The organism is Marinobacter sp. M-5 (assembly GCF_032911545.1).
Classification (GTDB): Bacteria; Pseudomonadota; Gammaproteobacteria; order Pseudomonadales; family Oleiphilaceae; genus Marinobacter; species Marinobacter goseongensis.
Window position 1 is genome coordinate 1657281 of the sequence record NZ_JAWJEK010000001.1, and the last position, 26311, is coordinate 1683591.

Genomic DNA, 26311 nt, shown 5'->3' on the forward strand with positions numbered 1-26311 from the left:
CGCCCATGCCAGCCTCCGCCGGGCTTTACCTTCACCGCAAACTGCCGGGTGAACTGACCGGGCTTGCCGAGCTCGCGCTGGATCTGCGCTGGACCTGGCACCACGGCAGCGACGTGCTCTGGCGTTCCATCGATCAGGAATGCTGGGACGCCACCCATAACGCCTGGCTGGTTCTCAACAGCGTGTCTGGCAGGCAGCTTGACCACCTGGCTGAAGACCCCACGTTCAGCGAACTGCTGTCTCACCAGCTTGCAGCCTACGATGCGTTCTGCCAGTCCCCCACCTGGTTCGGAGACACCTGGCCGGATGCGCTGACCGGGCAGGTAGCCTATTTCTGTATGGAATACGGACTGGCCGAGTGTTTGCCACTGTATTCCGGTGGGCTTGGAATACTGGCAGGAGATACACTGAAAGCAGCCAGTGATCTGGGCATTCCGGTGATTGCCGTGGGCCTGCTGTATCAGCAGGGGTACTTTCGCCAGGAAGTGAGCGCCGACGGCGAGCAACTGGAGTTCTACCCCTACAACGATCCCACCATGCTGCCATTGATGCCGCTGAGAGACGATCAGGAAGAGTGGGTGCGCATTGCGGTGGATTTACCCGGCCGGTCGGTACGCCTGAGGGTGTGGATTGGCCGTATCGGTCGCTGCCGTCTTTTGCTCCTCGACAGCAACGACCCCCGCAACGAACCGAAAGACCGCGGCATTACCAGCGAACTCTACAGCGGTGATCCGGAAAAACGATTGCAACAGGAACTGGTGCTAGGTATCGGCGGCTGGCGACTGTTGCAACACATGGGCATTCAACCGTCGGTGGTTCACATCAACGAGGGGCACTGTGCGTTCGCGTTGGTGGAGCGAATCCGGGCCCTGAGCAGCAGGACCAACCTGAGTTTCGACGCCGCGCGCGCGGCAAGCCGCGCCAGTAATCTGTTTACCACCCACACCTCTGTTGCCTCCGGCTTCGATCTGTTTCCCGTCAGATTGATTCGTCAGTATCTGACCGATTATCTGCAAGACATGGGGCTGGACGTCACCACCTTTCTGCTATTGGGCCAGAGGGAAGGGCGCCACGATGACGAGTTCAACATGAGTTACCTGGCCGTTCGCCTGAGCGGCCGCATCAACGGCGTGAGCCGCATCCACCGAGAGGTGTCCCGCCATATATTCAGCGACCTGTTTCCCCGCTGGCCGCTGAAAGACATCCCGGTGGAGTACGTGACCAACGGTGTGCATACCCCCAGTTGGGATTCGCCGGAAGCCGATGCCCTCTGGACGACCGCCTGCGGTAAAAACCGCTGGTGCGGGAATCTGGAGCAGACCCGGGTGCCGTTTGGCACTATTTCCGATGACAGTCTCTGGGCGATGCGCACTCACCAGCGTCACCGGTTGATCCGGTTCCTGAGGGCACGGCTGCACAGCCAGCATTGTGAGCATGGGAACGGCTCGAATGTGGAAGCTGCCTGCGGTCTCCTGCTGGATACCGACGCCCTGACACTGGGCTTTGCCCGCCGCTTCACCGACTACAAACGACCAGACCTGTTGCTGACTGACGAGCCACGCCTGCTGAAACTGCTGCACGACCGCGACCGGCCGCTGCAGATCGCGCTGGCCGGCAAGGCTCACCCCAACGACACCCGTGGCAAAGCCATCATCAAACGCTGGAAACAGTTCATTAAACGTCATGATGTGCAGGGCCGCGTGGTGTTCATCGACGACTACGACATTGGCGTGGCCACTGAGCTCATACAGGGCGTGGACGTGTGGCTGAACACCCCGAGGCATCCCTGGGAAGCCTGCGGCACCAGCGGTATGAAAGTGCTGGTCAATGGTGGGCTGAATCTGTCGCAGTTTGACGGCTGGTGGGCGGAAGCCTGGCGACCGGAGGTGGGCTGGGCCATTCGCGAGGACGCCACTTTCAGCCAACTGAGCAGCTCTGCCGAACACGACGGGGAAGACGCCGCAGAGCTGTTCACCCTGCTGGAGCAGGAAGTTGTGCCCCGTTTTTACGATTGCGATCCCAGTGGACTGCCCAAACATTGGTTGGCGATGATTCGTGCGAGCATGGAGACACTGACGCCCCTGTACTCAGCAAACCGCATGTTGCGGGAGTACACCGAGCGCTTCTACCTCCCGATGGCAGCAAAAAGCCACGAACGCCTTCCTGAGATTGCCGAGGAACTGGTGCAACAACAGAGATTGCTACAGGAACACTGGCCGTTACTACGGTTCGGGACCCTGGAGGTCAGCGAGCAGGCTGATGGCATGGACGTTAGCCTGAACGTTTACCTGAATGGGCTTGATCCGGCCCTGGTGAAGGTGGAGCTGGTGGCGGAAGCCTGGGAGAAGGGCGGCCGTGCGGTGATCGGGATGCGCCGGGAAGCCGCTTTGAGTGGCTCAACGCGAAGCTATGTGTTTCGCTGCCGAGCGCCCGCTCGCCCCCTTGAGCATTACACCCCGCGACTGGTGATGGCAGAGCGGCGGCTCAACCTGCCGCTGGAAGACCCCCACATTCTGTGGCGCTCGTAAACGGTTCAGCTGCGCCAGAACGCCGGGGACAGCACGATGACCACGCTGAGTATCTCCAGACGCCCCATCAGCATACCCACAGCAAGAATCCATTTGGCGGCATCCGGCAACGACTGGAAGGTCCCCGCAGGCCCGATAATGGCTCCCAGACCCGGGCCTACATTGGTCAGCGCCGTCAGTGCGCCCGACAGGCTGGTGATGAAGTCCAGCTGAAGTGCGGCCAGAGCTACGGTAATGACCAGCAGACACAGCAGGAAAATGAAGGTATAGGCGATCATCGAGGAAATGATCTCATCACTGACCGCACGCCCGTTGTAATTACGGGTCAGCACCGCACGTGGGTGCAGCAGGCGCATTAATTGCTCCCGAAGCACAATGAGCGAGAGCTGGAATCGGAAAATCTTCATGCCACCGGCGGTGGAGCCGGAACAACCGCCTACGAACATCAGGAAGAAAAACAGCACGAAGGCCAAGGGTCCCCAGGCAGAATAATCTTCAGAGGCATACCCTGTGGTGGTGACCACCGAAGTCACGTTGAACAGGGTGGACACGTATCCGTGAAAGGGGTCGAAATCGCCGGTGGACACGTACCAGCGATACAGTGTCAGCATGGCCGGAATCACCAGCAGAATGGTCAGGAACAACCGGACCTGCTGGTCCCGGAACAACACACCATGCTGGCCATGCATTTCCCGCACAAAAAGGAAAAACGGCAGGCTGCCAATCATCATGAATAGACTGCCCTGAAGCAGGATCAGATCAGAGTCAAACTTGCCCATTGAGGCGTCCGATGTGGAGAAGCCGCCAGTCGCAATACTCGTAAGGCCGTGGTTGAAGGCATCAAACAGCGTCATTCCCGAAAGCCAATAAGTCACCACAGCAACGATGGAAAAAACGATATAGACCACCAGCAGCCCGCGACTCAGGGTTTTCATACGCGGCAGAGCCTTGTCTGTCCATTCTGAGGACTCCGTTGCGAAAAGTCGCATGCCACCGACGCGCAGAAACGGAAGCACCGCTACGAACATGCCGATAATGCCGATACCGCCAATCCACTGCAGAATTGAGCGCCACAGCAGCAAGTCCCGATCCATGGAATCCAACCCTGTCAGCACCGTCGCACCGGTGGTTGTGATGCCAGAAGTGCCCTCGAACACGGCGTCAACCAGCGATATGCCGGTGTCACTCAGATAAAAGGGAAGAGCACCGAGCAGGGCGATGACGAACCAGCTGGAAACCGTCAGCACAAACATGAAACGCGGCTTCAGATCTCGCGGTTGGCGGTAAGTCGCCAGAATACCGAGGATTCCGAGTGCACACACAATAGCAGCCGATTCTGTGAATGCCTCCGCGTTGGGAGCCACAGAACCTGCGAGAAGAAACACCGGTAACGTCATGAATATGCTCAGGAGCACAAACATCACGCTGATGATAAAAATGACAGGATTCAGATTTCTCAAGGGAGCTCGAACCGGCTGATAAGAGAGTCGGCGTCAGAATACATGCGGCCCGGAGCTTACGCAAGACGCCGAACCACAGCTTGCCGCGGGTTGCCGGGACATTAAATCGATGTAAATATCGGGTAAATGAGGAACTCTGCGCTGGATTAAATCGTTGTGGTGGTGCAATTTCAACGCAACCCATCATTGATGATCAGAAAGGAGTAAAGATAGCGATGACAACCTCACGTTCACTGGTCTTTGGTCTTGTTTCCCTCGCCGGCGCTGTCGCAACCACTCCGACAATGGCGCAGGACATGTACAAGTCAGGCGGCGCCGGTCTTTACGGCGGTCTTAACTACACCTTCTTCAACCTCGACGAAGGCTCCGCAGACGCCGACTTCGGCGCTCTGTCAGGGAAGATTGGTGGCCTGGTCTCGCCATATTTCGGACTTGAGGCCCGTGCCGGGTTTGGCGTAGACGATGACACCGTTGGGGGTATCGACTTCTCGGTTGATAACTTTTTCGGGGGCTACGCCACCCTGAACCTTGCCAACGAGTCTCCGGCAACGCCGTACGTTATTCTCGGGTTTACCCGTATTGAACTTGAGGCTGAAGGTCCCTTCGGCAGTGTGACCGATGATGACTCCGATCTGTCGTACGGCCTGGGTGTGAATATTGAGATGGCACCTCAGTTATCCGGCAACCTCGAATACATGCGTTATTATGACAAGGACGGCACCACCATAGACGGCCTCGGCCTCGGCGCAACCTTCCACTTCTGACCGGAGAAACCGTCGGCCACGGCGGGGCAGGGACCCTGCCGTGGCGGATTGCACTCGGGGACTCTCTTGAACCATCTGGCCCACCTCTTCCTGTCACCAGACGCTCCGCTGATCCGAATCGGAAGCCTGATGGGGGATTTCGCCCGTGGCATCGATGTTGACGGATTGCCGCCCCAAGTCAGGCAGGGCATCCGACACCACCGGGCGGTAGACGCCTTCACCGACACCCACCCTCAGGTGCTTGCCAGCAAACGCCTGTTCTCCTCGCAACGTCGCCGTTTTGCCGGCGTTGCCCTCGACATGCTCTATGATCACTACCTGTTAAGACACTGGCAACAGTTCAGTAATCTGGACACCGGTATCTTTATCGCTGGCATGTATCGCGAGTTCCGCGAACATGAGCACCTGATGCCTGACAACATGCGCCGGGTGACCCGGAGAATGGCCGAAAACGACTGGTTCAACGCCTACGCTGATCTCGATAATCTGGGTTATGCGCTGAATCGCGTGGCCGGACGTATCCGTTTCAGGCACCGGTTTTTCGACATCATCCAGGAAATCGAACAGCACGACCGGGAGCTGGAACAACGCTTCCTGTCATTTTTCCCAGACCTGATCACCTTCGCAGGAGAGAATTAATGAAGTTAATTGCAGGACTCACCCTGGCAACAGTCTTGAGCTCAGCAATGCCGATCATGGCCGAAGAGAACAGGAAAGCCGAACGTCCCCCGGAATCTCTGGGGTTTGTGGAATGGGTTGTGTTGCAGGACACCGGGCTGAGATTGAAAGCACGCCTGGACACCGGCGCCAAAACCTCTTCACTGCATGCGGTCAATGTGGAGTCATTTGAAAAAGGTGATGAAAAGTGGGTGAGCTTTCAGGTGCCCCTTGCGGATCACCGCGACCAGGAGAGTGGCGAGAAAGGCGTGAAGCCTGACGACGTAACGCTTGAGTTTGAGCGGCCGGTGGAGCGCACTGTCCTTATCAAACGTAAAGGCGCCGAATCCCAGCGACGCTACGTTGTGCGCATGGAATTCTGCATTGCCGGGAGCACCCACGAAACCGAGTTTTCTTTGACGGACCGGGGCCGGTTTTCGTATCCGGCGTTGCTGGGCCGCCGATTCATGAGCGATGACAACATCCTGGTTACGTCTGCAGACGCCTTCCTGGCTGAGAAGGAGTGCGAGCATCAGACCCTTGACCAAATCGCCGAAAGCGCCAATAACGCCACGCCGGTCAAGTGAATTCAGGCCAGGCGACTCATGTCGCTTGCTGCACTGGCCAGGAAACCTTGCGGTTTTGTTCCGGACTCTCCTAAACTGCGGTAGCCAAGCCGCCCAAGGCTAAACTCAAGAGGTCAACATGTCCGCCGCAGGTTTCCGCTTACTCCCACTGAGCATTGCAGCCGTGATCACCACGGGCTGTGCAAGTTTCTCATCAACCCCGGCGCTGTCAGACGACCCCTGTGCCGATCTTCAGTCAATCGTCGCTGACTACCCGAATCGATACGCCGACCTTCGTGGCAGCCGCTCCGACTTCAATACCGTAACACTATACCGCGCCAAGAAAGACATCGTGAAAGGGCATTGCGAGATCTGGGAGTGGGCCGGTGGCGATACGGCGTATGTCTGTTCACTGAACGCACCGAACAACGAGATCGCGGAGCATCGATACGAGCAAACCGTGGAGTACGTTGGCGGCTGCCTGGGTGACAACTGGCAACCGGAAATCGCTAACCGGACCCGTGACGGTGAAGACGCAGGGGTAGTGACACGCTACCGTAACCCTGACGCGGGTGATCTTGTCATTTCAGTTCATAACGTGTCCGTCAGCGGAACCGGGCGCGCAGCACGATCCAACTATGTGTTCATCGGGACTGCCGGGCGGTCGAGCCAGCTCTAATCCACTTGGGTCGGTTTTTTCATCGAAGAGTTAGAGTGGGGGTTATCGGGGATGCCACTGTAACGTGGCATTTGCGGCAGCTGCCGAGTCGTATGTCTTGAGTTCCAAATATCCTATTTAACATAATATACATTATGCGCAGTATTGTATGTGGTTTTGGACGGCAAACCACAACCTGCCTTAGAGGCGATGCGTGAGGACTTTAGACGTCCACACAAAGTACTTAAAGCTTCAACACAAAGTACTTATATTCCACGCAAAGTGCTTAAAACTGCGTACCCCCTGTTTCTCGTAGGTTTGCGTCATTTGGTTGCCGCCGAAGGTTAAGAATAAATGATCTGGGGTTTGCACAAAGCGTGCAGTACTTTGAATTGCCTTGCAGTGGTTCCCCTTAGCCACTGTTATGATGGTGGAAATCTATAGCTTGGAATGCTTCGCCAATTCGTAGGTGACTTCGATCTCAGCCTGGAAGCAGGATTCAATACGGGTTCTGGAGCTCCCATGCCGCCGTTCGTGGATGACGTTAAAGAGACGCAGCACACGTACGAGCATTGCTCTAGCGCTAACCTATACAGTTCGCTGATGTATGCAGTGATTATCTGGTTGGCATCGATTCCGACTCAATAGCAGGAAAATCGATTTAGTATTTCGAGTTACTAAACGCTACTAATGCCTTTTTGAGTAAGTCAGTAAAAGCAGCAACTTTATGTTATTGAATGGAAATATAGGAACGTCGACAAGGAAAATAGCGCTTTCGATCAAGGCCACATCTTGCTGTCTGTAAATGCCTAGTTATCGATAGCGTAGATAAAATGATCATGAAACGGCCTATTTCCCCTATGAGAGCAATAAATCCGTTAAAATAACATTATTACGGATTTTATCTTTCCCCTCTCCTCGCATCCGAGCGGCTTACTAGGAGCTTATTCGATGAGCAAAACCGGCCAGGCACGCGTACTCACGCCCGATCAATTCGCTCACCTTTTGAGGGTTATTCAAGAACACCGCTACCCGGAAAAGAACACAGCCCTCGTACAGATCAGCTTCAAGCTCGGACTGCGAGTTCAAGAGATCGCGCTTCTCCAGATCAAAGACGTGGCCGAGCTCGGCCCTGAAAGCTCTGGCCAGCGTTCATTCAAGCTTAAGGAACTTCTGGCATTGCCGGCCGCTTACACCAAGGGTGCAGATGCCTTGAAGCGGTCTAAACCAACGTATCAACGTCGCCGGATAAGCTACAGTGTGCACGATTTCGACCAATTGGTGCGGCGTATTGAGACAATGGCAAAGGCCGGTGCGGAGATTAAACCTGAGGATTTCTATCCTGAGTTAAAAAAACATCGAGGTAAATCGCGAGATCTTCCGATGAATGACACTGCCCTGAGAACCGCCCTAGAAAACTACCTCTCAGTCCGCCTCGCCAGCAACCCTTCGCTAAAAAAAAGCGATGCCCTATTCCTGACTCAAAAAGGCGGCCCCTACTCTCCAAACACTCTCCAAGAGCACTTTGCGCTTATGCAGAGGCAATGGGCAGGGATTGAACGGGCGAGTTCACACAGTGGCCGACGAACTCTAATGACAAACATCATTCACGACCAGAAAAAATCTGTAAAGATTGCCCAAAAAATTGCAGGCCATGTTTCAGCATCAACGACCTTGATTTATGAGGACCCCCCTGAAGAGTCGCTGAAAGAGGCATTGCAAGATGCCGGCTACCTCTATATTTCATAACTCAAAACATGACGCTGGTGTTAACCCAGAACACCCCTAAACACGACTATGTGTCCGGCTATAAAGTATCGATTCCGTCCTTTGCGTTCAGAGCGCACGGCTGGAAAAAAAGGAGTTGAGCTAGTCTCTTGTAAGTCGGTCGCCAAATCTCTCCAACAGCAACCCCAGTGTTTGCGCACTTGTGTAAGCCGCGAACATTTGGTTATTGTCTGATTTATCAGGATCAGCAAAATCACAAACTGACTTCAGAGCAAACACTTTAGGCTTGGGAGTAGACGAGTTATCTACGGCTGCAAACAGTCCATAAACCTCCATCTCAACTCCAATTAACTCGCGGTGTTGTTTCTTTATATCCTCTACTACTTCGCCGTCTGCCAGAACAGCAGAGCCCGACGCCACTGGTCCAATGATCAAGTTGGGAATTCTGGGAGCACGTTGATATTTTGACGCCAATTCCGTGAATGCACCTCGGTCATCTCGAAGTTGCTCCACATGACTTCTAATACTGTTGTTTGCTTGGAGCTGGTGGGGCGCTATCGAGAAGGAAGCATTATCTGAATCTTTGACTCGCTTACCGCTTTGGAAATCCCAGACGGGATCCGCAAATAGAACGTCCCCCATATCTGTCTTTCCACGCACACCTGCGCAAATTCCGCACATTGCCACTACTTTGGGGCGCATGAAATTAATTATTGAAGCGGCTTTCAATGCAGTGGAAACCATGCCCATTCGACTTGTGTAAGACGCACACACCTTTATTTTTTTTGAGTTAGAGAAAAAGTGCCCCTCTTGTATGAAGGTAACTTCATCAATCGGTTTTGGTGGCCCCCAGTTCCAATTTAGAGCAATGACCTGGTCATATTCAGGTGAACGTAGTGCGCAGATTATTGCTATGTCCACTACTGACTGCGACACGTCACCCTTTCCGCTTTCTTTTTGCTTGGAAACCAAATATTCAACACATAGCAAAATTTGATTTACCCAAGAATCCTCAGATTCGGAATACTCAACTACCTGCCATGTGTAAGACTCAAAACTCTTGATTGCGTCACTTGAGAATTCAAGGTCGCCGGTGATACCAATTATATGTGCCGGCTTTTTAAGTGAGTCACCTTCAGTTATTTCAAACAATAAGTCTATTGAATGCTGGAGGTCCGGATCATGCTCTGGCCACAGTGAAAGTAGAAGATCGACAATTAAGAGGTCATAATTCTCCAAACTCAGTGCGTCCCTGGCGTCATTCGCGCATGGCACAATTTTCACACTACTACGCTCAATTCCAGCATTTTCAAAAGCATCCGTCAGCTTCGCGTACCTGCGAATATCGTCATCAACTATGAGAATTTTTACCTGCTCACCCATGGTCAAAAAGTTCCAATAAATAGAATTTTAGTTTTGTTTTCCACTCGTCATTGGTGGAGTTGTAATGCAAAACTTCTTTCAAAATTTCTGGGAACTCTTCTTTCAGGCTTTTGCTAAGTTTTGCCAAATCGACAGGTTCCCCTGTGTCACCAGGAAATGCTTCGTATCCCGTGATTACGATGGTTGGGCAATCCAAGTCCAACATTACCATTTGACGAAGGACCTCTAGACCACCGTAGCCTTGCGGCCGTCCGCCTGACTCGAGATCGCCAACGTCAAAGGTCGGCAATGACATATCGAGCAGCAGCAAACTAGGCCTCACTTGGGGAATCTTTTCGAGTGCTGACATTACAGAGCGAGCTGTTTCAATCTCGAAATCCTCATGAACGACTTTGAGGAACCTCATGAGATGCTCAATTTTGGGGTCTTCATCTTCTACGACGAGTATCTTAGGCGATACTTTCATTTTCACTTACTCGGTCGGGTTCATTGATGAGCAAAGAATAGTAGACAGTCAGGTGAAATCGACCGTCGCCTTCAAAACCAAAATCAATACCACCTCTGTCAGATTGTCTGACTACGGCAGCAAGTTTGATAAAGCCACTGCCACCCTCTTTCCGAGAACGCCTATGGAACTTTCCCTCTTCGATAAGTTGTTCTATCTCGCGGATTCTTTCTAAATTATGGCTTTTGTTAGATGGTTTCGAGTCTGTTACTACCTTTATCAATAGTCTTCGCTCTTCGACTAATGGAATCACATCAATGTCAATCTGCGGGCGTCTTAATCCAGAATGCTTCTCTGAATTGCTTACCCCTGCAGAAATTGCGTCATTAATAAAGACAAGGGCGCTTGCAGTCATCTCCATCTCGCCATTTTGTACCGTCTTAGATATCTTTGGCTCAAACGAACGATGGCATTTAAGTGATGAGTCAATCGCTATGTTTACAATGTGTTCGAGCTTGAATGAACGCTTATACTGTTCTATGTCCTTGTGGGAAAACCATTTTTTCGTTTCATCCAGTTTTCGTTGAACCTCATTGGAGTTTTGGCCAATTTGCATGTCGGCCTCAAGAGCTTTTTCAGTAGTTCCAAGTTTTCTCTTGATAGAGTGACGTAATTCGTCGAAGCATTCTGAAATGTCTGATTTTAAGGTAGACGATATGTAACTTCTTGCCTCAGTTAGAGAGACCTCAAGTTGGCCCCAGCATACCGCGACAGCTGTTGAGATAAATTCCTCAACTGAAAGATCCATTCGAAAGATTACCTGAGCAAGCCTTACAGTTTGAGCGGAAAAGTTAAGGGTGATTAGACCCTCAGGTTTTTCTTGAGAGCGAATCTGAAATTTATTGTTTTTTGCGTCCAGGAGAATGTTGTCGAACTTCTCAGAAAACCTTGAGAATGCCGCAGTTAGTGATCCACGTGACTCTTGATCAGTGACTCCAAGTCTTTCTACCCAATCCAAATTTGGAGTATATCGGCCGTGTTTTGTTTCTTTGTTCGAAATTAACTTCGAAAACTCTAGAGGGCCTCGGATAAAGCCAATGAAACTCTGGTGTCTTACCCGTTTGCTTAGGTAAAAATCTAGGCCAAAGCTTGGATTGTTGAGAAATTCCTCTCTCATCCTGTCGAAGATCTGCAGCAACAAGAGTTCAGATTCAGTTTCTGGCTTGAAAATACCTTCTTGTGGCTTCGCTGTTTGCGATAAATCGGCAAAGAGATCGTCAAAGTTTACTTGATCATCGAAGTCGACTTTAGCTAGATCCCTACACCGTTCGATATCCTCAGAAAGCTCCCTAAGCGCCCAACGTTGTAGGGCCTCAGTGTCGACATATATCCTCGTACTATCAACTACATGTTGAACGTCGCTATGAGCCAACTGGCTGCTTATAAGGGATATTTCTTCCTCATATTCTAACGATCTCCCTGGATCTAATTCCCTTAAGGCAGCACAGATTGCTTGGCGCTCCTCCATTACGGATCGCGAACTTGAGAAAATTTGTGTTCCATCGAGAATGCTGGGCGTACAGACGAATTTGAGAAAATAGATGAGTTCGTCAGGATGAAATCGTTCCTTAACGTCTACTAACTCTGAAGGTACACCAACGGAATGAGCGCGAATTAAATTACCAGTTACGAAACGCAATTCTGTTGCGGCTTTCGACTGTTCGAACATAGACCAGGCTATGTGGAGGCCAATGGCTCTGTAGAGTGAGCTCGGGTCGATTCTTTTGAAATCGGCCCAAGTGAGGTCGCCGAATATTTTAAGTTTGGGAAGCACGCTGTAAATTTCAGGGTGTTTCGCCACCAAACGAGACGTATGCGAAATTACCGCCTCGTATTCTCCTAGTTCGGTGTTAGCAGTAATTAGGCCATCAAATATAAAAAGATCGAACGTGCCCAATTCGTCAAGATCTTGGGCATTTGTTAACAGATTTTTTGAGTTCTCAGCATTTCCAGTTTCGAGATTCCAAAGCCCCAAAAAAAAGAAATCCTGAACCCCTGGCGATTTGGGGTCTGCCATTTCACCAATTACTAAGCTGCGCCAGAGGCGCAATAAGTAACTTTGAGAATCTTGGCCAAAGCAAGCTTCCGTCTCTCTATTACTCAAGTTAACCAGGATATCTTCAGGGCCAGCAAACCTACTGTTTACACAGACAGTTGCGAGGGAGGCGCGAATTGAGGCGGTTTTACCTAGAATTGCCTCCAGAAATTTTTCGACTCCATGAATTGAGGGTAGAAAGCAAAAATTCGCACACAACTTCTGGCTCACGCCTGACCACTCTACTCTGTCTTCACCACGAAGAACGCGTGAAATAGACGCAATTGCTGCGCCAGCGACACCGCTTGAGAATCTTTCAGGAATTCGTTTTTTGAAAAAAAGAGCGTAGCACGCGTAGATCAAATGCCAGGCATCAAACTGGGCTTTCACGTCTATTTGTTGTGATAATTCTAGGTAGGCATCTGTAGCCTTACCGGCCAAAAGATTTTCAATTATTGAATTAGTTCTCAAGTCTAGAGGACAGTCTTCTCTAGCTCCGCCGAGAGTGGCTTTCAGTTTTTGGACTCTGTAGTCGTTGATACCACTGATGGCTGCTAATGGCTTAGCAAGAATTTGTCTTGACCCTAGTTGGTTGTCAGGAAGAGCAATACACTCTTCGACCAAGTTCTCGGAAAGCTGGATAAAGGTTTCGAAAGAATCGATTAGAGAATGGCTTTCAGAGACCTGGATTATTCCTAACTTTCTATCAAGTTCATTTGGCCACTGCCTAGTGAGGATGAGCGTGAGAAAGTCTTTAATTGCCGTGGAATAGTTTTTATGGTTTGCCAGTCTCTGGCCTACCTCAGAAACATATTTCTGGAATGACGTTTTTTCTTCGTTTCTAACACTCGTGTAGAAGGCCACAAAATTTAAAAGACCGTGGCGGAAGACTTTTCGTATTTCAGCGGTAAGCTTCTTTTGTTCTTCTAGCCCTTTAAACTGCTGGGTTACCGCAATCCTGACCTGAACTGACCAAAGCGACTTTCCAAAAATCGCGTCGATGTCATCGAGGTTGTTTAATGCAAGGCTATAGTCTCCATGTAGGGCATGCTGCTCTACGCTTTGCTTAATCTCGACATACTTGTTGAAATCATTCCGTTTTCTATTGAATCGGACAGCCATCCACAATAATTGGTTTTCTATCGGTGTCAGAGGAATTGTGCTGGCAACGCCACTGAGTTCCTCATAACCAATCGGAGATAGATTAAAGTCCCTGAGACTTGTCTTGATCTGACCATCAACCCAATTTAGGAAGGCATCGTACTGCGAGGGATGAAGGATCGCTTGTGCCTCGAGATAAAGCTCTTTGATTCCACTTCTTAGCACGAGACTTTTCGGCAATCTCCGATCCATCTCAAACTTGTTTGAGCGGTAAGCAGATATAAGTCCTCTAAATCGATTCTGGCATTTTTTGAAGGCTTGTTTTTTTGAATTTCTACTAGTCAAGATTACCTTCCATAGATGCTGGCCGTTGAATAATGCATGTTTAATTTTTGCTTATATAATTTTCCAGCTTGAATTGCGTTCCATGTTTGCAATTAAATTAGTGAAATTCCACTCCTTCCAAAAAATGCGCACCGTCAAACGTTAACACATTGGTGTACACCTCTGTCGACTCGACACTTCGATGCCCAAGTAATTGACTGACAAATTTCAGCGGGCGACCGTGCAGCAGCAGATGCACTGCAAAACTGTGCCGAAAGGTATGGCACCCAATCTTGAACGGCGGCTCTCCCCGCATCTGCTCGATCAACCGGTCGATGTTGGCGCTGACCGCCTGGCGCGTGATCGGAAAGATTCGCTCGTCCTTCCGAAACTTCCCCATCCACAGGTAGCTCTGGATCCGGGTCTGGAAGTCCCGGTCGAGGATCGGGATAAAGCGCTTGGGCGAGCGTTGCAGGCTGCGTTTGCTCGGCCGCCCTGCCCCTTGCTTGAGCGTCTTGAGGACCACCCCGAAGTCGTAGCCGTCGTCGTGGAAACTCGCCGGCGTGATGGCCAGCACCTCGGAGACCCGCGCGCCGGTGCACCACATCAGATCCAGGATCAGCCGGTGCATGGGGTGGGTCTCGGCCTCCAGCAGGGTCAGCACCTCGGGCTTGAGCAGGTACTTGGGCATGATGTCCAGGCTTTCTAGGAGCATCGGCCGCTTGGCAATGAGCCGGTCCCAATCGATCTCGACGCGCTGAATCGGGAACGACACCATAGGCCGTTCTTCGAATCCAAACGGACGTTTGCTTGGTCCCTCTCGTGGAAATGAGCGCGCGCTGGTGATGGATTTTGACATTTCCTTTCCAGGGTTCTGTCAATTACGGAGAGGAATTATGGACCCAAGGAAACGCCCTATTCCGACCCTTACAGTATGGCAAGGTCACGAAAAACTGCAAGAAACAGGGCCTGATTGACGAACTACCTTTAAACGTCAACAAGGGTCACACTGGCGAAATATTGATCAAAAACTATACTACTTTGATCGTCTGTGTCTGGGAGACCGGTCATGGCTCCATCGCATCCGCGCCCAATGCCATTGTTGGGACACGTCCACGTCCGTTTTTGCCAGGATCAGCCGATCCCGACACAGCAGCCCACGTCCCTCAAATTGACGCGGTCGACCGATTACTACGAGCAATGCTGTGTGAAATTCCCCGAGCGAGCCTGCTTTCACTGTTACGCCGAATTTATACACGCCCTGTTGCTCGAGGCGGATGGGGAGGTCAGTTACTTCGTGCCGCAACCTTTCGCCATGCGGGTCAATCGTCGGAGATACATTCCAGATGTGTATCTGGTTCGGGGTGGGCGGATCGAGGTACTGGAACTTAAACCGCGCGGTGAAATGGATCCACAGCTGGAGGTCCCGTTGCGTGCCTTCTTTGAGCAATACGGTATGTCGTTCAGGGTACTTGCCAATGAGACGGTCCTGGAACGTGAGACCCTGGCGCTTAACTGGCTTGGAGTCATTCAGGTGCTGGCACAGGCTAATTATCAAGGCATTGACACTGCGAGAGAGGAAGCGTCACTGCTGTGGGCCGCGCAATCTGCGGAAACGGTGGCTGTGGCTGATTTGCTGGCAGACACGGCACGCGAGGACGGCTTTTTCAGGGAGTTGGCGCTTTATCGGTTGCTTCACCGGCATGCTCTGGCATGCGACTTGAGCGAGGCCCCCCTTGATTACGGCACTGTGGTGAGCGCATGGCATTAACCTGGCGAGAACGGCTGGTCGTTGAACCGGAATGGAACGACATAGCGCGCTGGCCATTCGTGGACCCAACCGCGCTGGCTCCTGAAAACCGCCGGGGCTATTTGACTAATCGACGCGCAGTAGCCAAGGTTTTGTCCGGTCAATCGCTGAAGAGCGTGAGCGAGACGGTGAACCTTTCAGCCGCGAGGATCTCACAGCTAATGACTCGCTGCCTGGGTGGCGATGAAAACGCACCGCCGGCCCTCAGTAAAGCGCTAGTGCCCCATCAGCGGCTGGTGCCTTCTTCCAGACAATCTGCCCTTTCCACGCTCGCTGAAGAAAAGGGCGCACGGTGTGGATTCAGCTACCTGCTTGAAACGGTACCCGGCCTTAGAGAACACCTGCACAAACACATTCGACACGCGGCTAAACGCAGTCAACGGGGACAAAATCTGACACCGCGTGGTCTTCACGCTGTCTTCATCACCCATCTGAAATCACAGAATTGGCCCATGGATACCTACCCATTTACCTCGGTCAGCCAGGGCTATGAATCCATCCGTCGATTCCTCAAACGGGAATTAGAGACCCACCGAATGCCGCGACTACCGGTCCGGGTGATCAGTGCTAACCTCCCACCGATTCGGGCCTTCCGCGAAATTCATATTGATGAAGCCAGTGTGGACTGCCACGGGTCCATAGCGGTCATTTTAAACAATCAGATGAAGCCTCATCGTCTTGCCCGAATATCGATTCTGTTGGCAAGAGATATCGGGACAGGTTGCTACCTTGCGGCAACGATTGCCTTGACGACCCATCCAAACGCGGCTGATGTTTTGGCCCTGTTAGAACAATTGATACAGCCATGGTCACCAATGGTGCTGACCGCTCCGGGCCTGAGTTACGCGGCAAACGCCGGTTTTCCGACGGCGCTGGGCGAAGCCTTCTGCCGCCCAAGTTTTGGTATCATAAGAATGGATAACGCGCTGGCTCATCTTTCCCACCCAGTGCGAAGAATGATCTGCGACCACCTCGGAGCAACTGGCAACTTTGGACTTCCGAAAAATCCCAAAGCGAGGGCGATGGTGGAGCAGGCGTTCAGGCGTGTGAACGTTGATATCCACCGACTCCCCTCGAGTACCGGGACTTCACCCATCGACCCGCGCAGGGAGCCACTGAAAAACCAGAAGAAGGCGCCCCTCATTTCACTCGACGCACTCGAACAGACACTGAGCGTCCTCCTGACCGAGCAAAACCTCAAACCTTTAAAATCCCTCGGCGGCGTTTCGCCCATGGAGCAAATTCAGCATCAAATGACGGGTCACTTTTTGCCGCTTCGAGCGCCTGATCAGCACCCCGGGTTGCAGACTTTTGAGCGGGCGAAGACGGTAACGGTCCGAAAAGGCTTTAGCGCGGATTCGCCACGCATCAATTTCGAGGGTTGTCAGTATCGTGGCGCTGCGATCAATGATGCTGATCTGCTTAATCAGAAAGTCCAGATACTGTTTGACATACGAGACATACGGACGTTACGCGTCTGTTCTCTGGACGGGCGGGCCCTGGGAACGGTTATGGCGCCCAAAACGTGGCAGAGGTTCGGGCACAGTGTCGCGCTGAGGAAACGAATCAACACGTTAGTGCGCGAGCGCCAACTCTCCAGCCGAGATCCAATGGGCGAGTACTTCGATTACACCCTTGCCCATCGTCACCTACCAAAGGAAGCCTTAACGCTATTGCGAATTGATCGGAACAGGACACAGACAGCCAAACCCTTGGTCCCCGAGGTGGCGCCTGAGCTTGAAAAGATGACGGTCGACAGGCTTGAAGATGCTCTCAAGCGATTACCTGACTGGAACCCAGACATGGCCCGAAAAAGGAAGAAACCGAGATGAGTAGCGCGATGATTCTGGAGGATGCGTCGAAATTTTGGATACCGACACCCATGGCGTCGAGACTCCGAGATCGAATCGAACAGTGTTTGCAATGTGGGGACACTGGTTGTGTCATCGTCGGTGAAGCCAGACTCGGTAAGACATCGGCAATTCGCAGAATACTGAGCGAGTTATCAAACCGATCCGGAGAACGTATCCACGTTTTCTATACGCATTATGGGCAACGGGATACTGAGACTGTGCGCGCGGTTTTTGCAAAAATTGCTCGCGCGCTGGGTGCCGAGGTTGGCAGGCAGACAGCTGATAAACTGCTTGACTGGATTACCGTGCATCTGGCGGATGCCGCGCAAGCCAATAGCACTCGGCAAGTCGCTCTACTTATTGACGAGGCTCAACTTCTAAGCGCAAAACAACTCAATGCGTTCGCCGAGATCTATAACGAATTGGTCGTTATGAGAATCAATTGCGCTATTTTCTTTGTCGCAAACCTCGATCAATTTCGGCCACTCGCCCGCACCCTGATGAAAATAGAGAATCGTTATGTCCGGGAGCGATTCTTTTACAATCTGGAGTACTTCTACGGAATTCGCTCGGAGGGAGAGCTTGCCGCTTGTCTGAATCAATACGATGAATATCGCCTTGATGATGGATCCGAACGACGAGTGACCGAATGCTTTTACCCTGAGCTTTATGAACAGGGTTGGAGACTGGCCAGTATCGCTCCGTTTTACTGGCGTTACTACCGAGAGAACTACGGGTTACCACTCGGACAGGATTCGTTCGGAATGGCACATTTTGTCCGTGCTACCAATCTGTTGGTCATGGATTATCTACCCTACTGCACGGATAAGGACGATTCGGCCTTGATCGAAGCCTGCGTCGTCAAAAGTCTCGCGGGAGCCGGGATCGAACCGAGCCTCGTAAGCCTGACAGGGAGGGTGGAGCAGTGCTGAATGCAGGGTTGCAGCTTCGGCGGCCTGTTGAGAGTGACGTCGGGGCTTACCGACGATTTTTGATTGCGAATCGGGCACTGGGCCATTCAAGAATATCCGAGTTGCTAAAGGAGAATCAGGCGGGCCACAGAAAACAGCCCGCTTTCGCCAGAGCGCACCAGCCCGCTTTGGCCAGAGCAGTAGAGCAGCAAATTTGTTTTAACTTGGGAATTTCTTATACCGAGCCTCGATCACTTTTCTCGGGTACGCAAACCCGAAATTGCCCAGCGTGTGCTCGATTTGGCTACCACTGCTACCTGTTTGAACTCACGTGGATTAAAAAATGTCCTGTTCACGAGCTCGATCTGGTCTACCGCTGTCCGGACTGTAATCGACCGTGGCCACATTTCTATGAAGTTCCTAAACGCCAATGCGAGTGCTGTGGACTTGGTGCTGAATTTTCAGGCTTGGCGAGAAGGAGAGCCCTGGAGCCGCCAAAAATGTGGCAAGCCTTGGTTGAGATGGATGCGGTTATCCATAATTATCTGGGACGAGAGGGTTTAGTCCTCCTGAGGGCAAGTCAAGCAACGGCATACGACACAAGCGAAATCAAATCTCCAGCAATCACTGACCGTTTCTGGCCAGTTGTTTGCGTTCCAAGAAATCCCCGCTGGGAAACGCTTTGCGACAGTTTTGGAGTTCAACTGCCCCCCATCATCGAGCGCCGGTTTCGACTGAAAAAGACACCCCCGGTTCGTCTCGACGTCTTTCGAAAAAAACCTGATTCTTCGATGGATAGCCAAGACGAAGATCAGACTCGGACTGGCATGTTTCGAACATTACGAAAAGTTCTTAATGACCTGGGTGACAATGCAGAGTTCGGGGAATTTCATTTGCAGCAAAAATATGGCAATCACATACAATATTTGGATGTTGGTTCGGAAATTCTGTGGGTTTGGTCGTGCACAACTTCACTCAAGCCGGGCCAAAGGCAATACAGAAACAGCACTTACTTCAGGATGCCCATTTGGACGCAAGGACCACCGAACCGGCCAAGGATGCTGGATCGGCTCACACACCTCCGCAATGGATACCCATGGCCTACCGAAGGCGTTGAGGAGGGGGCTACCGAAAAAATGAGCACTTATATTTATAAAATGAAGCTTTGGCAGACCTTTTTGGTCGCTTTCGCTATCTCCAAGACTTTCCATTCAATGGAAGGGCCACAATGGCGGTGGCAGACTTACCAAGACCGTTTGCCGACACTGGCTCTGCCGGAGAATCAGAATGAACAACCATTCCATCTCTTTTTTTCAAGCCCCAGAACCGTTTGCGTAGTTGCTCCCAGGTTCCTCGCAGAATTCTCAAAAGCCAGCATGAAAAACGCACTCTGCCCTCTTTTAGGTACATGAGCGTATTTCGGGCAGTCCAAATTCAAAACGCGGTGACCCTCACCGCGCATTAGGTCCACACAGAGTTGGCAAATCCGGCTCTGATTGCTTCTGTTGTCTTGGTGAAACCGCACGTTTTCTGACGTAGTCAGAGCGCGTGCACCACTAAAATGCGGAACGAGGGTCTGACTTGGCGATGGAACGTCCTCCACGCTTCGATTTTCTCCCTGGCGTCTCAGTGACAAGAGCCAGTCTTCATTCAGACACTCCTGCCGGAATCGTCCATTGAACAGTTCTACCGTTGCGTTGTGGGTCTGAAGCACGTCCGGGTTGCCCCGGAAGCGCGCAATCGCCGTTAACGCTTACTGAACATCATCCCCTTCCAGCTCTGTCCAACCACGATGCCGAGGCACTCTCCGGCGCGTCACACCACTGGGAAGGTGTTGCGTTCGCCTGGCATCATTGCCAGCGTTGACGTTGGGTGATACTGACAAGTTTACTCTTCAATAGCATACGTAAAACCTATGGGAACCGAAGGCACTATTTCTGAGAGCATTGTGCGACATTGCCCTAGACAGTGGTTTGTCATAATTTCCGTTAGTCGGCGCCCCGGATGGTCTACTTCCCTTTTTGTTTTCGAGGGACACCGCCGCCAATATCAACGAGAATTAGCGATAAGGAGAGTCCAGTGAAGACTAGTGTTGAGGTGAATGGGGAGGATTTGGTGGTTATTCTGCCGCAGAAACTGATGGATGCTCTCGGACTCAAGCCCGGCGATGACGTCGATATAACCGCAGAGCACCGTTTACAGGAATCCGACGTTAGGTGATCCATGAAAAAGGACGGGGATGAATCCTTGAATAGAGTCCGCCTTCCCTCATCAGAAGCTGATCTGCTGAACGGCCTCGATGAGGATTCGGTACATGGCGACGAACTGGCTGAGCTTACACCGAGGGGGCTGGATCCATTGGAACGTTTACGCGGATCGGTGAAAGGTTACAAGCGCCCAACCGACCCGGTGTGGCAAGATTATTTCGATGGCGATAGTGTTAGCGAGGATTTCATGATCGATCGTGACCAAACATCATCGAAGGAGAAGAAGTAATGTCCGAGATCTTGGAGCAAGTTCACAGGATCAATGAGATAAATCGGCAACGCGTGGACATAGCGGCCGCTGAGTTCTCTCGCAAACTGGCAGACGAAGCGAACGGCATTCCGATGAAAGTGACTCGTCACGGATACTCATACGTCGGACGCTCTTTTTCTGAAGGCGGCGATTACGTTGTTGAGCTTGGAGAGGGCTCGACCAATGTCTGAACTTTTAAGACAGATTGAAGAAGCCAACAAGCAGAATCGCAAGAACGTTCGCGTAGCCATGGATGAGTTTGCCCGTAAATTGGCCGACCTATCCTGCGGTATTCCCATGAGGCGCGAACCGAACGCCTTACGTGAACATCACTATTTAGACGGACGAGTTGAGCTGATCCCTGTGAAAATATAACAGGGAGCCAGTAAATGGTTATTACATTGCCCAGCTTCACGTAACCATATGTTATATATCGACATTTCTATCGGGCTTGCCAGGAAGTCTTGGATGGGGCCTTAATTAAACCGCAGCGCGCAAGCAGGAATTTGTAATCAGAGGCAACATTTGGCTGGCAGGAATGAATAATGCACCCTGAGGAAACGTCAAAAAACATCCATATTTACAATAGCCTGCGGTGTTAATTGATAGCACTGTAAAGAAAATGGCAGCGGAAATAACCAGTCGCGATTTGATTTTACGAAAAGAAGCAACGGTTAGCTCCATAAAACCAATGTAAGAAAAAGCGCACCGGAAAAAACCATTTACTGCTTTTTGGACACCGGCTTCACTTGGTGCGTAACCTTTTCGTAGGGCGGAAGTCCGAACAAGGCGCGATCTTCATCGTCGGTTAAGAATTTGTCTCGAATCCTTTCAAACTCTGTAAAGCTTTCTGCATACCGTTTTGTCGCGATCATGTGTTCCAGAAGCGCCTGATCTAGCGCAAACCGGCGAGCTCTGTTTTTGGCTTCTTGCTCATTTTTCACTGCAAACGCTCCTGCTTGACCTGCTCCCCTAATACTATACCGCTGTTTGCTTAGATAGCGTCGCCTTGGTCGCAAAGCGAACGTTCAGATGGTGCGATAACGCCGGCGCACACTAAGCGTCCGGTGATCCCAAATTGATTCGATGACCACCATCGGGCCAATTAAACCCAGTCAGTAACTTGTAGGTACTCCTCGCACCTTTTGACTGAGAGCGGCTTAGCATATAGATAGCCTTGTCCCGCATCACAGCCAAGGATTCGGAGATGGTTTTCTTGCTCTTTGGTCTCAATTCCCTCGGCCAGTACATCGAGTCCTAGGCTATGTCCCATCTGAATAATCGCTTTGGCAATTGCTCCACTTTCCTGGTCGTTAGGTAAGCCCCGGGTGAATGACTGGTCACTGTGGCCATCACAGCTGGGCTGGGCGATTCTGTATCTCCTGCTCTACAGCAGAGCTTGTGGGAGGGCCAGAATCCCCCTGCAGCTGGATATGCTCAGTCACGAGGCTCGACACATAGAAATCTCAGAGATGAGAATGAGCTGCATCCCATCTCGCTTACACTTACCCGGAGAGAGCTTTAGATAGCTTGGCTTGCCGGGTGGGAAGATTGACCGTTTCAGCTGCGATCATCCGGTCTCCGGAAAAGAGCCAGAATTCACAGGCATTGTCACTCTCTGTGGGACGCCGCTGAATTCGGTCGTATCCAGTGGCGATTCCAATACACTGGACTTTCATGCCGTTGAGATCTGACCAAAAACGAGGAGGAGAGGCAGGCGGAGACGGTTTACCACAAATATGAGCCGCCGCAATTTGTGCTTGAAGCATGGCATTGTGAATAGTTTCTATTCGGATGGGTGTATTGGTGGAAACGTTGACGGCTTTAGCGCAATCTCCGATCGCAAATATGTCAGGGTCGGAGCTACGCATGCCGCTGTCTACTATAATACCACCGTCGCAATCCAGGTTTGCGTCTTGCGCAAGTTCGGCATTGGGGATGGCTCCTATACCGATAACAACGACGTCTGCGGGTTTGGTAGTGCCGTCGGACAAACGGATACCGGAAACTCGGTCTCCCTCAGTGAGAATCTGGTTGACGCTAGCATTGAAGTAGAACATTACGCCGGCGGAGGCCATGCGGTTTCTGACAAAATTACTTGTTAATGGTGACGCTACTCGACACATCGCTCGGCTGTTGGCCTCAAACACAGAGACTTGTTTTCCCTGTAGATTGGCAGCGGAGGCGACTTCAAGCCCGATAACACCCGCGCCGAGAATGGCCACCTTCTCGCATTCCGGGGCTAACAGGGCATTACGTAATGCGGTGGAGTGGTCAAGATTCCTGAGATAGAAAACATTTTTTGCGCTCTCACCAGGTAAATCAATAGGACGTGGCCTCGCTCCTGTTGCCAAAATCAGCGTGTCGTATTTAATTTTCCTGCCGCCTTGAATCACTACTTGCTTTGCCGATCGTTCAAGCGCTATTACTTTACCGCCTTGTTCAAATTCAACTTTGTTGTCCCGAAAGAAATTAGGAGAACGGATCGGAGTTGGCGAGGGCAACTCATCTGAGGTCAAATAGGCTTTGGACAACGGGGGACGCTGGTAAGGCAGCGTGTTTTCCTCGCCCAAAATGGTAATCGTTCCGTCGAATCCATTCTGGCGGAGAGCCTCTGCGGCGGTCAGGCTGGCTATTCCAGCGCCAATGATAACTATTTTTTGCATATTCGCTCGATTCCTCTTTTGTTTTTGTAGCACTATAAAAGTCCGCGCAGTCGAGCTTCAGTGACTGCCTGAACCCGGTTGGTTACTTTAAGTTCGCTGAAAATCTTCTTCATATGCCATTTGACGGTATCCTCCGTCACAAGAAGCCGTTCAGCGATTTCTCTGTTGGTCATTCCGTTGCTTACGCATTTCAACAGAGAAATCTGCTTTATCGTGATGGTTGAGTGGGCATTGCCGGGCACAGGTGGCACGCTGGAGTCTTCTATTCTGACATCGGGATCCTTCGTAGCTTTAGCTTCAGAGTCGTCTGGCAGATCGTTAAAAAGATCCTGAGCAAGGGGGCTAAGAGAAAGTAGCGCTTCTTTGATCCAGAGCCGTGTGAAGTGACAGTTCAAATGTTCCGAAAGTAGGTTTGCATCAAGAATCATGCGCTTCGCCGATTTTGATGAACCGAGGGCAAACGCTGCCAGGGCCTGACAATAGTGGGCGGCGATCCTGGTTCTAGCGTCTGAAATTGCGCTGGCGCTTTGTAGTGCTTGTTTGGCATATTTTTCGGCGACACCAAACTGTTTCCCAAGCCGTAGTCTATACATTGAGGTTACCAGGGCCATACGTGCTTGAATGGCCTGGTTTTGATTTGGCAGGAACGTCAGCTCACATTCATCGGGGAGTATAGGTGGACCCAATTCCTCGTTGTTCAGGAGAGTAAACTCAGCTAACTGAACTTTAGTCAGGATATTTAGACGAGAGAGCTCTCGCTCGCAGGAGGCTAAGCGGGATTGTTCCAACAAGGCCATGGCTCTATCTCGGAACCCTTGGTGGTACAGAAAACGGCTGTAGGCCTGTGTACACCCCCACAGAATATCTGTAACGCCATAGTTCAAAGCGAAATCGAACGAAGCCTGTGCAGATTCCTGGGTAACCAGGTGATGGTTCTGTTCGTGCAGGATTTGTAACTCAAGGGTGCCAAACATTTTATTTAAAAAAGTTTTTGGCACCTGAATCTTTTCTGCTGTTTTATTCGCTTGAAGCAACACACTCCTTGCTCGGGCGATGTCCCCCTTGAACAGTTCACCCTGAATTTCTGCAGTTTTAAGCCAAATAAAAGCGTAATGTTGATTGGATGACTGGATGGCCACAGCCGCTCGATGGGACAATCGCTCCAACTCTTCAAAATGGCGTCCACTGGAGGCAATGAATGCCTGGCAAGTAAGTGCTGCGCCTTTGCCAACCATGTTACGGTCGCCAAAGGCGTCTATCCATTTTTGACAGAGAACCTGACTCTCCAGTAATTTATCCTGTGTAGCTTTGCCTATCGCATTAACCAATTCCCGCCATCCTTCCTCATCAAGATCGCCCACCCCCCTGGAGCTCGGATGAAGCGAACTAACCAGTATTTCCTCTGCTTGACGAGCTTGTTGGCTGAAATACAAAATCCACGCGTAACCTATGCTCAAGGCAGCGATTTTTTTTATCGTACGAGCCGGTACTTTTCCAAACCAGGTACGAAGTACTTCGATTTCACCCTGTCTGAGTGCCACGTCCAGGATAATGCTGTCACTTACGACGCGAGCCCATCGATGGTCACTGGCTTCCAGAGCTGCATTGATTGAATGGAGGTACTCTCCCCTACGCCAATGCCAGAACGCGACCCGTTTCAGTACATACGAGCGACGTTCTCGTTGGGTGGTGTTAAATAAACTACGCAAATACTCTCGCAGCACAGGGTGCATATCCATACGATCAGCAGAAGTCCCGGTGGGAGCTAAAAGAGCATAATGTTCGTTAAGAAACGTAATTTCCCGGTCGGCCTCTTCTGTCTTATAGACATAGCCATAGCATTCAGCGCTGATTACTTCGAGCATCGCTGCATTGCAAAGAAAGGTCCTCGTACTATTGGGTAACGCAGTTAAGAGGTTGTCCCTGAAATACGAGCGAGTTTCCGGCCAAGTCGCTGCGGGGAGATTTGGGTTTGGGGTTCGGCACATAAGCCTGACAAGTGCTGGCCATCCACCGGTCGCTTTTATGATGTTGCTGGCTTCGGGGCCACCCATACCCGATAATTCACTAACCTCCTCTTCTGTAAATACAAGTTCATCAGCACCATACGTTACAACACCCGCCATCATAGACAAACGTGGCAACGCCCCGACGCGACTCGGTGCAATGAAAAATTTCACATTGCTCGGTGTTTCACAGATTAAATCCTCAATCAAATCCGCGGTATGTTTAGCCTCGCCAACCCCATCAAGGCAAATTCTTATCGTCTTTTTTGCATTACACAGTGCGTTTCGAAGAACTTCGATGGTGTCGATGTCACTTTTTATCGTGCGCCAGGATTCAACTCCTTCGAGTTGATATAAAACTAACGCTGCAAACAAACTGCCATTAACGTCACATGAGTCAGGGCACGACCGGGTATTGATATAAACGGCGCTCTCAAGTTCCAGTTCGCGAGTGTTTGCTGCCAAGGCCACTTGTACAGATTTTCCATAGCCTGGCGGGGCCCGATACAGAACTACCTTTGATTCAGGCGTAGCAGAAGCGCTCAGGCAATAGCGGTCTAAACACCCTTGAGTAATGAAACACTGACGAGCCCACATCCTTTCAGACATCCTCCGACACCAGTCTTCCAAGCTATGGCGGGTCATGACAATCCGATCTCCTGCTTCGTCTCCCCGAAACGCGAGGGCGCTATGGGGTGAAAGCATATTGATAGATGTCTAGTGCGAAAACTACCCCTTAGAGTAGTTGTTTGATCTCCGGTTCTGGCCAAACCTGTTCATGCCTACAACTTGTCCGTTCACCTGAGGGACTCGGTGTTCGCACAATGTAGAAAAATGAT

The 26311-nt window shown here is 51.3% G+C and carries 23 protein-coding genes and 1 pseudogene; 14 read left to right on the forward strand and 10 right to left on the reverse strand.

Annotated elements, in window-relative coordinates; genetic code table 11:
- The first annotated feature begins 5 nt into the window (after window positions 1-5).
- Window positions 6-2528: an alpha-glucan family phosphorylase gene (glgP, locus tag R0125_RS07585; protein ID WP_317237714.1), complete on the forward strand. Its 2523-nt coding sequence runs from the start codon at window positions 6-8 to the stop codon at window positions 2526-2528.
- 5 nt (window positions 2529-2533) lie between these two features.
- Here glgP and R0125_RS07590 read toward each other — a convergent pair whose 3' ends face one another.
- Window positions 2534-3949, reverse strand: coding sequence for a TrkH family potassium uptake protein (locus tag R0125_RS07590; RefSeq protein ID WP_248181302.1), 1416 nt, complete (start codon window positions 3947-3949; stop codon window positions 2534-2536).
- Between the two features lie 254 nt (window positions 3950-4203).
- Between R0125_RS07590 and R0125_RS07595 the strand changes: the two genes are divergently transcribed.
- From R0125_RS07595 to R0125_RS07615, 5 genes are all read left to right on the forward strand, one after another.
- Window positions 4204-4752, forward strand: a complete 549-nt coding sequence (locus R0125_RS07595) for a porin family protein (protein ID WP_317237715.1) — start codon at window positions 4204-4206, stop codon at window positions 4750-4752.
- Between the two features lie 66 nt (window positions 4753-4818).
- The gene (locus R0125_RS07600) at window positions 4819-5391 is read left to right on the forward strand and encodes an ACP phosphodiesterase (protein WP_317237716.1); all 573 of its coding nucleotides are present in this window, start codon (window positions 4819-4821) and stop codon (window positions 5389-5391) included.
- Complete coding sequence (locus R0125_RS07605; RefSeq protein WP_248181238.1) at window positions 5391-5996, forward strand: ATP-dependent zinc protease; 606 nt, start codon at window positions 5391-5393, stop codon at window positions 5994-5996. Before R0125_RS07600 ends, R0125_RS07605 begins: the two co-directional genes overlap by 1 nt.
- A gap of 118 nt (window positions 5997-6114) precedes the next feature.
- Window positions 6115-6654 carry a hypothetical protein gene (locus R0125_RS07610; RefSeq protein ID WP_317237717.1) on the forward strand — a complete coding sequence of 180 codons (540 nt, stop codon included), beginning with the start codon at window positions 6115-6117 and terminating at the stop codon, window positions 6652-6654.
- A gap of 930 nt (window positions 6655-7584) precedes the next feature.
- Complete coding sequence (locus R0125_RS07615) at window positions 7585-8382, forward strand: site-specific integrase (RefSeq protein ID WP_317237718.1); 798 nt, start codon at window positions 7585-7587, stop codon at window positions 8380-8382.
- 120 nt (window positions 8383-8502) lie between these two features.
- On the opposite strand, the gene R0125_RS07620 is transcribed toward R0125_RS07615, so the two are convergent.
- The 4 genes from R0125_RS07620 to R0125_RS07635 form a co-directional block, all read right to left on the reverse strand.
- Complete coding sequence (locus R0125_RS07620; RefSeq protein ID WP_317237719.1) at window positions 8503-9744, reverse strand: hypothetical protein; 1242 nt, start codon at window positions 9742-9744, stop codon at window positions 8503-8505.
- Complete coding sequence (locus tag R0125_RS07625) at window positions 9737-10210, reverse strand: response regulator (RefSeq protein ID WP_317237972.1); 474 nt, start codon at window positions 10208-10210, stop codon at window positions 9737-9739. The genes R0125_RS07620 and R0125_RS07625 overlap by 8 nt, the downstream gene beginning before the upstream one ends.
- The gene (locus tag R0125_RS07630) at window positions 10194-13730 is read right to left on the reverse strand and encodes a hypothetical protein (RefSeq protein ID WP_317237721.1); all 3537 of its coding nucleotides are present in this window, start codon (window positions 13728-13730) and stop codon (window positions 10194-10196) included. Before R0125_RS07630 ends, R0125_RS07625 begins: the two co-directional genes overlap by 17 nt.
- Window positions 13731-13827: 97 nt before the next feature.
- Window positions 13828-14568 (reverse strand): site-specific integrase, encoded by a 741-nt coding sequence (locus R0125_RS07635; protein WP_317237722.1) that lies wholly within the window; start codon window positions 14566-14568, stop codon window positions 13828-13830.
- A 210-nt stretch (window positions 14569-14778) separates the two neighbouring features.
- Here R0125_RS07635 and R0125_RS07640 point away from each other — a divergent pair, with 210 nt between their 5' ends.
- The 4 genes from R0125_RS07640 (at window position 14779) to R0125_RS07655 (ending at window position 19695) form a co-directional block, all read left to right on the forward strand.
- Window positions 14779-15480, forward strand: a complete 702-nt coding sequence (locus R0125_RS07640) for a hypothetical protein (protein WP_317237723.1) — start codon at window positions 14779-14781, stop codon at window positions 15478-15480.
- Entirely contained in the window at window positions 15471-17351 is a 1881-nt protein-coding gene (locus R0125_RS07645) for a Mu transposase C-terminal domain-containing protein (protein ID WP_317237724.1), read from the forward strand. Before R0125_RS07640 ends, R0125_RS07645 begins: the two co-directional genes overlap by 10 nt.
- Window positions 17348-18304, forward strand: coding sequence for an ATP-binding protein (locus tag R0125_RS07650; protein ID WP_317237725.1), 957 nt, complete (start codon window positions 17348-17350; stop codon window positions 18302-18304). The genes R0125_RS07645 and R0125_RS07650 overlap by 4 nt, the downstream gene beginning before the upstream one ends.
- A gap of 479 nt (window positions 18305-18783) precedes the next feature.
- Window positions 18784-19695, forward strand: coding sequence for a hypothetical protein (locus R0125_RS07655; RefSeq protein ID WP_317237726.1), 912 nt, complete (start codon window positions 18784-18786; stop codon window positions 19693-19695).
- Window positions 19696-19855: 160 nt separating this feature from the next.
- Here the strand turns inward: R0125_RS07655 and R0125_RS07660 are convergent.
- A pseudogene (locus R0125_RS07660) lies at window positions 19856-19988 on the reverse strand (integrase core domain-containing protein); the annotation flags it as partial.
- 374 nt (window positions 19989-20362) lie between these two features.
- On the opposite strand from R0125_RS07660, the gene R0125_RS07665 reads away from it, so the two are divergent.
- From R0125_RS07665 to R0125_RS07680, 4 genes are read left to right on the forward strand one after another with little or no spacing between them, the layout of a single operon-like run.
- A complete protein-coding gene (locus R0125_RS07665) occupies window positions 20363-20503 on the forward strand; it encodes an AbrB/MazE/SpoVT family DNA-binding domain-containing protein (protein ID WP_317237727.1) in 141 nt (46 codons plus the stop codon).
- A 3-nt stretch (window positions 20504-20506) separates the two neighbouring features.
- Window positions 20507-20779, forward strand: a complete 273-nt coding sequence (locus R0125_RS07670; RefSeq protein WP_317237728.1) for a hypothetical protein — start codon at window positions 20507-20509, stop codon at window positions 20777-20779.
- The gene (locus R0125_RS07675; protein WP_317237729.1) at window positions 20779-20991 is read left to right on the forward strand and encodes a hypothetical protein; all 213 of its coding nucleotides are present in this window, start codon (window positions 20779-20781) and stop codon (window positions 20989-20991) included. Before R0125_RS07670 ends, R0125_RS07675 begins: the two co-directional genes overlap by 1 nt.
- Window positions 20984-21175 (forward strand): hypothetical protein, encoded by a 192-nt coding sequence (locus tag R0125_RS07680; protein ID WP_317237731.1) that lies wholly within the window; start codon window positions 20984-20986, stop codon window positions 21173-21175. Before R0125_RS07675 ends, R0125_RS07680 begins: the two co-directional genes overlap by 8 nt.
- Window positions 21176-21522: 347 nt before the next feature.
- Here the strand turns inward: R0125_RS07680 and R0125_RS07685 are convergent, their stop codons facing one another.
- The 4 genes from R0125_RS07685 to R0125_RS07700 form a co-directional block, all read right to left on the reverse strand.
- Complete coding sequence (locus tag R0125_RS07685; RefSeq protein ID WP_317237732.1) at window positions 21523-21744, reverse strand: hypothetical protein; 222 nt, start codon at window positions 21742-21744, stop codon at window positions 21523-21525.
- Window positions 21745-21905: 161 nt separating this feature from the next.
- Window positions 21906-22172 (reverse strand): EAL domain-containing protein, encoded by a 267-nt coding sequence (locus R0125_RS07690; protein WP_081496573.1) that lies wholly within the window; start codon window positions 22170-22172, stop codon window positions 21906-21908.
- Between the two features lie 133 nt (window positions 22173-22305).
- The gene (locus R0125_RS07695) at window positions 22306-23466 is read right to left on the reverse strand and encodes an NAD(P)/FAD-dependent oxidoreductase (RefSeq protein WP_053115264.1); all 1161 of its coding nucleotides are present in this window, start codon (window positions 23464-23466) and stop codon (window positions 22306-22308) included.
- Window positions 23467-23498: 32 nt separating this feature from the next.
- Window positions 23499-26117 (reverse strand): helix-turn-helix transcriptional regulator, encoded by a 2619-nt coding sequence (locus R0125_RS07700; protein WP_104270339.1) that lies wholly within the window; start codon window positions 26115-26117, stop codon window positions 23499-23501.
- Window positions 26118-26311: the final 194 nt, after the last annotated feature.

What these genes read in the sequence shown, in the direction of transcription:
- R0125_RS07655 (WP_317237726.1), top strand. Translation starts at nt 18,784, where the DNA reads ATGTGGCAAGCCTTGGTTGAGATGGATGCGGTTATCCATAATTATCTG.
- R0125_RS07635 (WP_317237722.1), bottom strand. Translation starts at nt 14,568, where the DNA reads ATGTCAAAATCCATCACCAGCGCGCGCTCATTTCCACGAGAGGGACCA.
- R0125_RS07680 (WP_317237731.1), top strand. Translation starts at nt 20,984, where the DNA reads ATGTCTGAACTTTTAAGACAGATTGAAGAAGCCAACAAGCAGAATCGC.
- R0125_RS07615 (WP_317237718.1), top strand. Translation starts at nt 7,585, where the DNA reads ATGAGCAAAACCGGCCAGGCACGCGTACTCACGCCCGATCAATTCGCT.
- R0125_RS07595 (WP_317237715.1), top strand. Translation starts at nt 4,204, where the DNA reads ATGACAACCTCACGTTCACTGGTCTTTGGTCTTGTTTCCCTCGCCGGC.
- R0125_RS07620 (WP_317237719.1), bottom strand. Translation starts at nt 9,744, where the DNA reads ATGGGTGAGCAGGTAAAAATTCTCATAGTTGATGACGATATTCGCAGG.
- R0125_RS07625 (WP_317237972.1), bottom strand. Translation starts at nt 10,210, where the DNA reads ATGAAAGTATCGCCTAAGATACTCGTCGTAGAAGATGAAGACCCCAAA.
- R0125_RS07695 (WP_053115264.1), bottom strand. Translation starts at nt 23,466, where the DNA reads ATGCAAAAAATAGTTATCATTGGCGCTGGAATAGCCAGCCTGACCGCC.
- R0125_RS07645 (WP_317237724.1), top strand. Translation starts at nt 15,471, where the DNA reads ATGGCATTAACCTGGCGAGAACGGCTGGTCGTTGAACCGGAATGGAAC.
- R0125_RS07675 (WP_317237729.1), top strand. Translation starts at nt 20,779, where the DNA reads ATGTCCGAGATCTTGGAGCAAGTTCACAGGATCAATGAGATAAATCGG.
- R0125_RS07610 (WP_317237717.1), top strand. Translation starts at nt 6,115, where the DNA reads ATGTCCGCCGCAGGTTTCCGCTTACTCCCACTGAGCATTGCAGCCGTG.
- R0125_RS07590 (WP_248181302.1), bottom strand. Translation starts at nt 3,949, where the DNA reads ATGTTTGTGCTCCTGAGCATATTCATGACGTTACCGGTGTTTCTTCTC.
- glgP (WP_317237714.1), top strand. Translation starts at nt 6, where the DNA reads ATGCCAGCCTCCGCCGGGCTTTACCTTCACCGCAAACTGCCGGGTGAA.
- R0125_RS07700 (WP_104270339.1), bottom strand. Translation starts at nt 26,117, where the DNA reads ATGACCCGCCATAGCTTGGAAGACTGGTGTCGGAGGATGTCTGAAAGG.
- R0125_RS07640 (WP_317237723.1), top strand. Translation starts at nt 14,779, where the DNA reads ATGGCTCCATCGCATCCGCGCCCAATGCCATTGTTGGGACACGTCCAC.
- R0125_RS07605 (WP_248181238.1), top strand. Translation starts at nt 5,391, where the DNA reads ATGAAGTTAATTGCAGGACTCACCCTGGCAACAGTCTTGAGCTCAGCA.
- R0125_RS07650 (WP_317237725.1), top strand. Translation starts at nt 17,348, where the DNA reads ATGAGTAGCGCGATGATTCTGGAGGATGCGTCGAAATTTTGGATACCG.
- R0125_RS07670 (WP_317237728.1), top strand. Translation starts at nt 20,507, where the DNA reads ATGAAAAAGGACGGGGATGAATCCTTGAATAGAGTCCGCCTTCCCTCA.